Here is an 11,058-nt window from a genome sequence, read left to right as displayed (position 1 = left end):
CAAGGAGTAACGGCCATGGGATGGTTTTCAGCGCCCGAATATTGGCTGGGCAGACTGGCGCTGGAGCGCGGCACGGCGATTATTTATCTGATCGCATTCGTCGCGGCCGCACAGCAGTTCCGGCCCCTCATCGGAGAGCACGGCATGCTGCCGGTGCCGCGGTATCTGGCTGGACAGTCCTTCTGGCGAACACCGAGCATCTTTCACTTTCGCTATTCCGATCGGGTGTTCGCCGGGGTCTGCTGGTTGGGTGCCGTGTTGTCGGCAGCCGTCGTCGCCGGTGCGGCCTCCTTCGTGCCGTTGTGGGCCACGATGCTGATCTGGCTGACGCTGTGGGTGCTCTACCTGTCCATCGTCAACGTCGGGCAGGCGTGGTACTCATTCGGTTGGGAGTCGCTGCTGCTGGAGACCGGCTTCCTGATGATCTTCCTCGGAAACGAGCGCACCGCCCCGCCGATTCTGACGTTGTTGTTGGCGCGCTGGCTGCTGTTCCGGGTCGAATTCGGTGCCGGATTGATCAAGATGCGCGGCGACTCGTGCTGGCGCAGTCTGACGTGCCTGTACTACCACCACGAAACACAGCCCATGCCGGGCCCGTTGAGCTGGTTCTTCCATCACCTGCCTAAGCCATTGCACCGGATTGAGGTGGCGGGCAACCATTTCGCCCAGCTCGTGGTGCCGTTTGGGTTGTTCACACCACAGCCCGCAGCCAGCATCGCCGCCGCGATCATCGTGGTTACCCAGCTATGGCTGGTGGCATCGGGAAATTTCTCCTGGCTCAATTGGCTGACCATCCTCTTGGCGTGCAGCGCGATCGACACATCTTCGGCCGCGGCGCTGCTGCCGATGCCGGCCCAGCCGGCGCTGTCGGCACCGCCGCAGTGGTTCGCCGGCCTCGTGGTCGTATTCACCGCGGCGGTGCTGTTGCTGAGCTACTGGCCGGCACGCAATCTGCTGTCCTCTCATCAACGAATGAACATGTCGTTCAACCCCTTTCATTTGGTCAACACCTACGGGGCGTTCGGCAGCATCTGCCGCACCCGCCGGGAAGTGGTAATCGAAGGGACCGACGAGTCACCGATTACCGAACAAACCGTCTGGAAAGCATACGAATTCAAGGGCAAGCCCGGTGATCCGCGCCGGCTGCCGCGGCAATGGGCCCCCTACCATCTGCGGCTGGACTGGCTCATGTGGTTCGCCGCCATCTCACCGGGCTACGCACTACCGTGGATGACGCCATTCCTAAACCGGTTGCTGCGCAATGATCCTGCGACGCTGAAGCTGTTGCGCCACAATCCTTTCCCGCAATCTCCGCCTCGGTATGTGCGCGCGCAGCTGTATCAGTACCGCTTCACCACCGTGGCCGAGCTGCGACGGGACCGAGCCTGGTGGCACCGCACGCTGATCGGGCGCTACGTCCCGCCGATGTCGCTACGCAAAGTCGCCTCGCCACCGGCCGATTGAACGGGCCGATTAGCTCCCGACGAACATGCGATCGGTGACATGTTCCGCCACGCTGGTCCTGCCCGTGATAGAGCCCACCCCAGCCGATAGGAGGCCCCGACACCTCCTGCTCGGGAGCGCTGGCCACGTTAGTGGCAGGCTGGACACCGGACGATTTGTGCAAACCCACCCAGCAAAGGATGTCAGCGTGCCCATCGCCACCATCAACCCGGCTACCGGCGAAACAGTCAAGACATTCACTGCGGCGACCGATGACGAAGTCGACGCGGCAATAGCCCGGGCCCACCGGCGGTTCGCCGACTACCGCCAGACCAGCTTCGCCCAGCGCGCCCGGTGGGCCAATGCCACCGCCGACTTGCTGGAAGCCGAGGCCGACCAGGCCGCCGCGATGATGACGCTCGAGATGGGCAAGACGCTGGCCGCGGCCAAAGCCGAGGCACTGAAGTGCGCCAAGGGTTTTCGCTACTACGCCGAAAACGCCGAGGCGTTGCTGGCCGACGAACCCGCCGATGCGGCCAAGGTCGGGGCGTCGGCGGCCTACGGCCGATACCAGCCGCTCGGGGTGATCCTGGCGGTGATGCCATGGAACTTCCCCCTGTGGCAAGCGGTTCGGTTCGCCGCACCGGCACTGATGGCCGGAAACGTCGGCCTGCTCAAGCACGCGTCGAACGTGCCGCAATGCGCGCTGTACCTGGCCGACGTCATCGCCCGAGGCGGCTTCCCGGACGGCTGCTTCCAGACGTTGCTTGTTAGCTCGGGAGCCGTCGAAGCCATCCTGCGTGATCCCCGGGTCGCGGCGGCCACGCTGACCGGAAGCGAGCCGGCCGGCCAATCGGTGGGCGCTATCGCCGGTAACGAGATCAAGCCGACCGTGCTCGAGCTCGGCGGCAGCGACCCGTTCATCGTTATGCCGTCGGCCGATCTGGACGCCGCGGTCAGCACCGCCGTCACCGGCCGGGTGCAGAACAACGGCCAATCCTGCATCGCCGCCAAGCGGTTCATCGTCCACGCCGACATTTACGACGATTTCGTCGACAAGTTCGTCGCGCGGATGGCGGCGTTACGGGTCGGCGACCCGACCGACCCGGACACCGACGTGGGCCCGCTGGCCACCGAGCAGGGCCGCAACGAGGTTGCCAAGCAAGTCGAGGATGCTGCCGCGGCGGGCGCGGTGATCCGGTGCGGCGGAAAGCGTCTCGACCGGCCGGGCTGGTTCTACCCGCCGACCGTGATCACCGACATCTCCAAGGACATGGCTCTCTACACCGAGGAGGTCTTCGGTCCGGTCGCCTCGGTGTTCCGCGCGGCGAACATCGACGAGGCCGTCGAGATCGCCAACGCCACCACCTTCGGGCTGGGATCCAACGCCTGGACCCGCGACGAGACCGAGCAACGACGCTTCATCGACGACATCGTGGCGGGCCAGGTTTTTATCAACGGCATGACGGTGTCCTATCCCGAATTGCCGTTCGGCGGGGTCAAGCGCTCGGGCTATGGCCGGGAACTGTCCGCACACGGGATACGCGAGTTCTGCAACATCAAGACCGTCTGGATCGCCTAGCGTTCCCCTGGCGAGCAGACGCAAAATCGCCCAATTCGGCACGAAATTGGGCGATTTTGCGTCTGCTCGCCAGGCCTAGGCCGAGGCCGCTGCCAGGGTGCGCCGGTCCTCGTCGGCGAAGGTGTCCTCCAGCTGCGCGGGCGAGTAGTCGACGTCGATTTCGGCGACCGGCCGGCCGCGGGCGTTGCTGATGGTGCCGAACCGGCGCATTCCCTTGTCGGTCGAGTATTGCAGGAAATCGTCCTTGGACAGGTCGAATGGGGGCTGGTCGCCGTACAGCGCAAAGCCCTCCTCGATGAGGCGCAGCGCCAGCGGGATGAGCTCGTTCATCCGTGTTTCGAACACCGTCCAATTGGCGTCGTCGGCGGCGACGTGGCGCCGACAGGTGAAGGTGCCCCAAGCCATGTGGCGTCGCTCGTCGTCACCGATGCGCCGGACCAGCTCCTGCATGCCGGGAAGGATTGCGCGTTCCACACAGATCTTGTGCCAGGCGTAGTAGCCCGTGAGCGCCAGCATGCCTTCCACGATGTGGTTGTAGGTGACCGACGCCCGGACCTGGGCGGCCGGTGAGGGATCGGCCGACAATGCGTTGAGGCACTCCGGCAACTCCGCGTAGAAGATTTGGCGGTAGGCGGGCAAGTCGTCGAGATAGCGATGCAAGTCTTCGCTGATTCCGACGGCATCCAGCCACATGCGAAACACCTGGGTGTGTTTGGCTTCCTCGAACGCGAACTGCGTCAGATACATCTCGTCGGCCAGCCGTCCCTCGGCCCGCATCGCGGACATGAACGGCTGGATGTCCTCGGTCACCGCCTCCTCGCCGGCAATGAACTGGGTGCACAATCGGGTGGCGTAGTCACGTTCGTCGTCCGACAACTTCTCCCAGTCCGCCCGGTCGCGCGTGAAGTCGATGTCGGCCGGATGCCAGAACTTTGCGTTGCCCCCGGCGAACAGCTTCAGTGGCAGGCTCGCCCAGTTGAGTCCGCCCGCGGCGAGCGAGCCCGAACGTGTGCGTGTCATGTGATCTCCTCCGATCGGGTCTGGGCTGAGTTGGTCGCGGGGTGCTGGGCATCGAAGGCCGCCGCCAGCACGGCGACAAGCCTGCGCACGGCCAGCGCGGGCTGCTCAGGTGTGGGCTCGTCGAGGCCCAGGATCGGATCCAAACCACGCATGTATGGAGCCAGCGCCAGGTGCGGAAAGATCAGCAGCAGCAGCGACATCAATGCACCGGTGTCGGAATCTGCGCGCAGGTCGCCCCGCGCGTGCGCGTCGCGCACCAGCGGCCGTAGCACGTCCAGGTAGTGGCGGTGCAGGACGCTGCGCACGCTGATGCGGGCATCGGTGTCGACCTCCAGGGTCGCCGCAGCATGCAACGCACGTTCCCGAGGATGCTCGGCGAAGTAGGCGACCCAGCCATCGAGCAGGTCGGTGAGGAATTCGAAGAACGGCCGGTTCGGGTCCAGCTCGCGGATCAGGTCCTCCATGTAGGAGCGGACTCGCTGGCTGGCGATGTCGGCAATAAACGCGTAGAGGTCGCGCTTGTCCGCGAAGTACTGGAACAGGCTGCCCTTGGCGACTCCGGCACGCCGGGCTATGACGTTCAAGCTGCCGCGGGAGAATCCGTGCGCACCGAACTCAGCCTCGGCGGCTTCCACCACGGCGGCACGGCGAGCCGGATCGACACGCGCCCACGTCACCGTCGGCATGGGGCCTCCTTGCGTTGGTGACCACTGGTCATTCTACTGTGCGCTGCATCACGGTCAAGGCTGGCGTCGAGATTGACACCAGCGCGCGAAAGTGCGAGTGGGCAACACGGCAGCGTCGATCTCGACGCGGCGCACTATGGTGCCATTTGATATGCGCCGTTGAGCGCGAGCACGTGGTCCTTCCAGATCTGGTCGTAGCGGGCGGGATCGTGCACCGGCCGACGGACCATTCGCATGGCGAACCGAGCCTGTTCGGCTGTCGTGGCGGACCTGCCGTGCAGCTCGACGGCATGGGTGTTGAAGTCCCGAACCAGTACGCCGAAGATCTCGTCGATCAAGGCCTCGTCGACACCAGATAGCCGGGCCTCCTCCAAAATGAGCTGGGCATAGGGCACGTTCGCGAAGAGTTGTCCCACGCCGAAGGCAAAGTCGATATCCTTCTGCTGTGCCGCGTCCGGGGTGGCGCTGGCCAGCAGCTCGGCGAACACGTCGACTTGCTCGCGCAGCAGTGCGACATTAGGCAGATGCGCGCAGGTGTCAAATGACGCGCGCCAGTCGTGGAAACGCACCTTACCCAAGCCCCCGGTGGGTCCCTGGGCAAACAGGAACGCGTCATCGGCGGCGTCGTCGCGACGCGGGATGACCGGCAGCGTGGAGTCGGGAGCGAACAGGTAGTTGGGCATGAATTTGCCGAGTAGCCCGATGTTGATGTGCACGGTGCCTTCCAACCTGGGCAGCAGGCCAATCTCGCGAGCCACGGTCTCGAAAAACGTGTCCTTTTCCACCCCTTTGGCCGCAATGACGTCCCACAGGGCGGTGATGACCCGCTCGCCTTCGCTGGTGACCTTCGCCTTGGTCAGCGGGCTGTAGAGCAGGTAGCGACGGTCGGCGGCCGACGCGCTGCGCATGTAGTCGCTGGCCCGGCTGGCGACCAGCTTCATCGCAATTAGCCGCACGTAGGCGTCGGTGAGCAGCCGCCGCACGTGGCTGAAGTCGGTCACCACAGTGCCGTACAGGTGACGGTTGGCCGCGTGGGTGACCGACTCGTAGAGGGCGTGGGTGCACATTCCGATGGCACCCCAACCCAGGTTGTACTTGCAGACGTTGACCGTGTTGAGGGCGGCGTGGAAGGCTTCGGCGCCACGATGCAGGATGTCGGCCTCGGTGACCGGGTAATCGCGCAGCGCGTAATTGGCCACATAGTTCTGCGAGTTCACCACATTCTTGATCAGGTCATACCGCTCGTGCTGGGAGTCGGCGACGAAGAAGACGTACTCCTGGCTTTCTGGGGTGCCGGCGATCTTGCCGAAGGTGGAGACCATCCGGGCCACGTTGGCGTTGCCGATGTAGTACTTCTCGCCGTTGGCGGTCCAGCCGCCGTCGCTGGGGGTAAGGATCATGTCGGTCTGATAGACGTCGGCGCCGTGGGTCTGTTCGGACAGGCCGAAGGCGAACACTTCGCCGGCCTCGAGCCCCGCGGCGGCCTTGCGCTTGGCGTCCTCGTTGGCGCTCATCCAGATCGGGCCCAGGCCTAGGGCGGTCACCTGGAAGGGGTACCAGTAGCTCAGCCCGTAGAAGCCCATGATCTCGGCGAACTCGCTGATCCGGTAGGTGTCCCAGCGGCAATCATCGGCGCCATAGGAGGCCGGCGTCAGTAGGGAAGCAAAGATGCGTTCCCGCCCGACGAAGTCCAGGAAGTCCGAGTACCAGATCCGCTCGTGGTCGTCGTGCTTGAGCCGGGCCTTCCCCCTGGACTCGAAGAAGTCCACCGTCGCGGCCATGATCTCCCCGGAGCGACGGTCTGGGTATTTGCGTGTCAAATGGTTGGGGTTGAGCAGCATAAGAATTGGCTCCCGAGCGGTTCGGTCAACGACGAGGGTGACGCTACTGCACTGCGGCCCCGCAAGACACCGATTGCGGCCTAGCATCAGTGACGTGCCAGAACTAAATACCGCTCGCGGACCCATCGACACCGCTGATCTCGGCGTCACGCTGATGCACGAGCACGTCTTCATCATGACCACCGAGATTGCGCAGAACTACCCGGAAGCCTGGGGCGACGAGGACAAGCGGGTGGCCGGCGCCATCGCCCGGCTAGGCGAACTCAAGGCCCGCGGCGTGGACACCATCGTCGACCTCACGGTGATCGGGCTGGGCCGATACATCCCGCGCATCGCCCGGGTGGCCGCGGCCACCGAGCTGAACATCGTCGTGGCCACCGGCTTGTACACCTACAACGACGTCCCGTTCTACTTCCACTACCTCGGGCCGGGCGCACAGCTGGACGGCCCGGAGATCATGACCGACATGTTCGTCCGCGACATCGAGCACGGCATCGCCGACACCGGCATCAAGGCGGGAATCCTCAAGTGCGCCACCGACGAACCCGGCCTCACCCCTGGTGTCGAGCGGGTGTTGCGCGCGGTCGCCCAAGCACACAAACGCACCGGGGCGCCGATCTCCACCCACACCCACGCCGGGCTGCGGCGCGGCCTTGACCAGCAACGCATCTTCGCCGAGGAGGGGGTGGACCTGAGCCGGGTGGTTATCGGACACTGCGGCGACAGCACCGACGTCGGCTACCTGGAAGAGCTCATCGCCGCCGGCTCCTACCTCGGGATGGACCGGTTCGGCGTCGACGTGATCTCACCGTTTCAGGACCGGGTGAACATCGTGGCCCGAATGTGCGAGCGCGGCCATGCCGACAAGATGGTGCTATCACACGACGCCTGCTGCTATTTCGACGCGCTTCCCGAGGAGCTGGTGCCGGTGGCGATGCCGAATTGGCATTACCTCCACATCCACAACGACGTCATCCCCGCACTGAAGCAGCACGGCGTCACCGACGAGCAGCTGCACACCATGCTCGTCGACAACCCGCGCCGCATCTTCGAGCGGCAGGGCGGCTATCAGTGAGACAGCCGCGCCGGGCGAATGCCATGGGCTTGGCATTGTGCATATATATCGGCTCCTTATTGATATATACTCCGATTCATGGCGAAACATCTCGTCGACATCGACGAGCAGGCTTTAAACATGGCTCGTACAGAATTGGGCACGACGACGATCAAAGACACCGTCAACGCGGCCCTGCGGCAAGCCACGTCTCAGCGAGTTCAACGCGTCGCCGCCGCTCTCGACACGCTGGCCGCCGCACCGCCAGAGGACCGCGCCGAAGCATGGCGCTGAAATATCTTCTCGACACCAGCGTGATCAAAAGGCTCAGCCGGCCCGCCGTGCGGCGGGCGGTGGAACCGTTGGCTGAGGCCGGTGCCGTCGCTCGCACGCAAATAACCGACCTTGAAGTCGGGTACTCCGCACGCAATGAGACCGAGTGGCAGCGGCTCATGGTGGCATTGAGCGCGTTCGACCTCATCGAATCGACGGCATCGCATCATCGCCGCGCGCTTGGAATCCAGCGCCTACTCGCTGCGCGTAGTCAGCGCGGTCGCAAAATCCCGGACCTGCTCATTGCCGCGGCCGGCGAGGAACACGGGCTGGTCGTTCTACATTACGACGCGGACTTCGATCTCATCGCCGCCGTGACCGGTCAGCCCTGTCAGTGGATCGTGCCAGCGGGCACGATCGACTAGGTGCCCGCCAGGTGTCAGCCGGCCGAGTCAGGGTGCAATCGCGTCCGCCTGAAGTTCGCCGACCGATATGGGTTCGTTGCGGCGCTCCCAGCGGCGCAACGCTTCCCGGCAGGGCGACTCGACCAGGGCGTAGCTGACCGCGGCGATCGCGAAACCGAAGATCAGCGTCAACACCAGCACCGTCGGCATTCGCCCGGTAAACGGGAACGCTCCGATCACGGGAAACACCATGGCCAGCGCGGCCAGATGCCAGATGAACAGGCCATAGGACCAACGGCCCAGGGTCACCATCGCGGGGCTGCCCAGCAGCCGGTGCGACGTGTCGGGCCGGTCCAGCACCAGCGGCGCCACCAGCGCGAACGCTACCAGCGAGCCCATCGCGGTCTTCACCGCGAATTGTGCCGCCGTGCCCGGAACCAGGCCCTCCGGACCCGCCAACGGCGAGGCCGCCACCAGGTAACCCAGCAGCGCGGTAACCGCCATCGCCACGCGGCGGCGCGCCCACCGATGCGGCAACCCGACCGGGCTGTAGGCCCACTCCGCCAGCAACATTCCCGCGGCGAACCACGAGAAGAACGCCGGCGGCCAGGTCAACGGGTTGATCCCCGACCCGGCGTCCAACGGGAGCCAGCCCCACGCCCAGCTGAGCGCCGCCAGCGCCGCGATCGCCGGCACTCGGGCACCGACCGGAATTCGGCGGCCCAGCAACGCTAAGACCGGCAGCGCCGCATAGAAGGCGACCTCCACGGACAGGCTCCACATCTGGGTCAGGCCGCCGGTCAGGGTCAGCGGCACATAGATCTGGGTGAGCGTCAGGTTGGCCAGCCACACGGTCAGGCTGGCATGATCCGCGTCGGGCAGCAGGGACAGGATGACGACCACCGCCACCACATAGGCCGGCATGATGCGCGCCACCCGCGATCGCAGATACGGACCGGTTCGCGGGTGTGACCGCAGATCTCGCGCCGCTGCGGCGTGTCCGCGCCACAACAAGAATCCCGACACGGCGAAGAACACCGCCACCGCCAGATCGAAGCGGCCGAACAGCCGCCCGCCCACACCGCTAGAGTGCCCGGTCTGGAACGCGACGTGAGTGACCACGACGCCGACGGCCGCGCATGCGCGCATTCCCTCGACGGCGGGCAGAAAGCCACGGGTCCCACCCACCACCTGGCCGTTGGTCACCAACACAGTGTGCCTGTGAGGTGTTTGCGGGCGAATCGGTGCACCCGATTCGTCCGCCGGGCCCATACGCTCTGCTGTTAGGGTCAAACGGGTTTTGCCTCGCTTGGTCAGGTCGGAGCGGGTCCCGACCGACGAGTCCATGGACCATAAGGAGGTCACAGCAACGTGAACCGCGCCGGCGACGATGCAGTGGGGGCACCGCCCGCTTGCGGGGGACGAAGCGATGAGGTGGGGGCACCACCCGCTTGCGGGGGAGAGCGGCGCAGGTGAACCGGGCAGTCATGTTGCGGTTCGCCGCGTGCGGCGCTATCGGACTCGGAGCCGCCCTACTGATCGCCGCCCTGCTGCTGTCGACCTATACCACCAGCAGGATCGCTGAGATCCCACTCGATATCGATGCCACGTTGATCAGCGACGGCACTGGAACGGCACTCGACTCGGCGTCGCTAGCCACCGAGCACATCGTGGTCAACCAGGACGTGCCGCTGGTGTCCCAACAGCAAGTCACCGTCGAATCGCCCGCCAACGCCGACGTGGTCACACTTCAGGTCGGATCCTCGCTCCGGCGCACCGACAAGCAGAAGGACAGCGGGCTGCTGCTGGCGATCGTCGACACGGTCACCCTCAACCGCAAGACGGCGATGGCTGTCTCCGACGACACCCACACCGGCGGCGCCGTCCAGAAACCGCGGGGCCTCAATGACGAGAACCCGCCGACGGCCATTCCGCTGCGGCACGACGGGCTGTCTTACCGGTTCCCGTTTCACACCGAGAAGAAGACATACCCCTATTTCGACCCCATCGCACAGAAGGCGTTTGACGCCAACTACGAAGGCGAGGAGGACGTCAACGGTTTAACCACATACCGCTTCACGCAGAACGTCGGCTACACCCCCGAGGGGAAGCTGGTGGCTCCCCTCAAATACCCGTCGCTGTACGCCGGCGACGAGGACGGCAAAGTCACCACATCAGCGGCGATGTGGGGGCTACCCGGTGATCCGAACGAGCAAATCACCATGACCCGCTATTACGCGGCGCAGCGAACATTCTGGGTGGACCCGGTGTCCGGCACCATCGTCAAAGAAACCGAACGCGCCAACCACTACTTCGCTCGTGACCCACTCAAACCAGAGGTCACGTTTGCCGACTACCAGGTCACCTCCACCGAAGAGACGGTCGAATCCCAGGTCAACGCGGCTCGCGACGAGCGCGACCGGCTGGCGCTGTGGTCGCGGGTGCTGCCGATTACATTCACCGCGGCCGGCTTGGTCGCGCTGGTCGGCGGTGGTCTGTTCGCGTCGTTTAGCCTTCGGACCGAAGGTGCGCTGATGGCTGCCAGCGGGGATCGGGACGACCACGATTACCGCCGCGGCGGCTTCGAAGAACCGGTGCCTGGAGCGGAGGCTGAGACCGAGAAACTGCCCACGCAGCGCCCCGACTTCCCGCGCGAGCCGAGTGGCTCGGATCCGCCCCGACTCGGTTCGGCGCAGCCGCCCCCACCGCCGGACGCGGGGCATCCCGACCCCGGCCCGCCCGAGCGGCGCTAATC

Annotated in this window: 9 protein-coding genes and 1 other annotated feature; of the genes, 5 read left to right on the top strand and 4 right to left on the bottom strand. The window is 65.2% G+C overall.

The genetic code is table 11. The features are described from left to right. Nucleotides 1-15 precede the first annotated feature (15 nt). Nucleotides 16-1,464 (top strand): transmembrane protein, encoded by a 1,449-nt coding sequence (locus Rv0235c; protein NP_214749.1) that lies wholly within the window; start codon nucleotides 16-18, stop codon nucleotides 1,462-1,464. A 25-nt stretch (nucleotides 1,465-1,489) separates the two neighbouring features. Further along, nucleotides 1,490-3,025 carry a succinate-semialdehyde dehydrogenase gene (gene gabD1, locus Rv0234c; RefSeq protein NP_216247.2) on the top strand — a complete coding sequence of 512 codons (1,536 nt, stop codon included), beginning with the start codon at nucleotides 1,490-1,492 and terminating at the stop codon, nucleotides 3,023-3,025. A 75-nt stretch (nucleotides 3,026-3,100) separates the two neighbouring features. Here gabD1 and nrdB read toward each other — a convergent pair whose 3' ends face one another. The 3 genes from nrdB to fadE4 form a co-directional block, all read right to left on the bottom strand. Further along, nucleotides 3,101-4,045 carry a ribonucleoside-diphosphate reductase subunit beta NrdB gene (gene nrdB, locus Rv0233; RefSeq protein NP_214747.1) on the bottom strand — a complete coding sequence of 315 codons (945 nt, stop codon included), beginning with the start codon at nucleotides 4,043-4,045 and terminating at the stop codon, nucleotides 3,101-3,103. Then, entirely contained in the window at nucleotides 4,042-4,731 is a 690-nt protein-coding gene (locus tag Rv0232) for a transcriptional regulator (protein ID NP_214746.1), read from the bottom strand. The genes nrdB and Rv0232 overlap by 4 nt, the downstream gene beginning before the upstream one ends. Before the next feature lie 134 nt (nucleotides 4,732-4,865). Further along, nucleotides 4,866-6,572, bottom strand: coding sequence for an acyl-CoA dehydrogenase FadE4 (gene fadE4 / locus Rv0231; RefSeq protein NP_214745.1), 1,707 nt, complete (start codon nucleotides 6,570-6,572; stop codon nucleotides 4,866-4,868). Between the two features lie 94 nt (nucleotides 6,573-6,666). Between fadE4 and php the strand changes: the two genes are divergently transcribed. Then, on the top strand, nucleotides 6,667-7,647 hold the full coding sequence (gene php / locus Rv0230c) for a phosphotriesterase (RefSeq protein ID NP_214744.1): 981 nt from the start codon (nucleotides 6,667-6,669) through the stop codon (nucleotides 7,645-7,647). Further along, the gene (locus tag Rv0229c; protein ID NP_214743.2) for a hypothetical protein occupies nucleotides 7,644-8,324 on the top strand. Within the gene, nucleotides 7,911-8,324 belong to an annotated coding region; the region does not span the whole gene. The genes php and Rv0229c overlap by 4 nt, the downstream gene beginning before the upstream one ends. 27 nt (nucleotides 8,325-8,351) lie before the next feature. Here Rv0229c and Rv0228 read toward each other — a convergent pair. Further along, the gene (locus Rv0228; protein ID NP_214742.1) at nucleotides 8,352-9,575 is read right to left on the bottom strand and encodes an acyltransferase; all 1,224 of its coding nucleotides are present in this window, start codon (nucleotides 9,573-9,575) and stop codon (nucleotides 8,352-8,354) included. A gap of 99 nt (nucleotides 9,576-9,674) precedes the next feature. Beyond that, nucleotides 9,675-9,775, top strand: a repeat region (101 bp Mycobacterial Interspersed Repetitive Unit,class III). 15 nt (nucleotides 9,776-9,790) lie between these two features. Here Rv0228 and Rv0227c point away from each other — a divergent pair. Further along, on the top strand, nucleotides 9,791-11,056 hold the full coding sequence (locus Rv0227c) for a membrane protein (RefSeq protein ID NP_214741.1): 1,266 nt from the start codon (nucleotides 9,791-9,793) through the stop codon (nucleotides 11,054-11,056). Nucleotides 11,057-11,058: the final 2 nt, after the last annotated feature.

This window comes from Mycobacterium tuberculosis H37Rv (genome assembly GCF_000195955.2).
Lineage (GTDB): Bacteria > Actinomycetota > Actinomycetes > Mycobacteriales > Mycobacteriaceae > Mycobacterium > Mycobacterium tuberculosis.
This window is presented reverse-complemented; position numbering and strand designations above follow the sequence as displayed.

Bases quoted from the DNA above. Each gene is read 5' to 3' on its own strand.
- Rv0229c (NP_214743.2), top strand. From the start codon at position 7,911: ATGGCGCTGAAATATCTTCTCGACACCAGCGTGATCAAAAGGCTCAGC.
- gabD1 (NP_216247.2), top strand. From the start codon at position 1,490: ATGCGATCGGTGACATGTTCCGCCACGCTGGTCCTGCCCGTGATAGAG.
- Rv0232 (NP_214746.1), bottom strand. From the start codon at position 4,731: ATGCCGACGGTGACGTGGGCGCGTGTCGATCCGGCTCGCCGTGCCGCC.
- Rv0235c (NP_214749.1), top strand. From the start codon at position 16: ATGGGATGGTTTTCAGCGCCCGAATATTGGCTGGGCAGACTGGCGCTG.
- nrdB (NP_214747.1), bottom strand. From the start codon at position 4,045: ATGACACGCACACGTTCGGGCTCGCTCGCCGCGGGCGGACTCAACTGG.
- Rv0228 (NP_214742.1), bottom strand. From the start codon at position 9,575: ATGGGCCCGGCGGACGAATCGGGTGCACCGATTCGCCCGCAAACACCT.
- Rv0227c (NP_214741.1), top strand. From the start codon at position 9,791: ATGTTGCGGTTCGCCGCGTGCGGCGCTATCGGACTCGGAGCCGCCCTA.
- fadE4 (NP_214745.1), bottom strand. From the start codon at position 6,572: ATGCTGCTCAACCCCAACCATTTGACACGCAAATACCCAGACCGTCGC.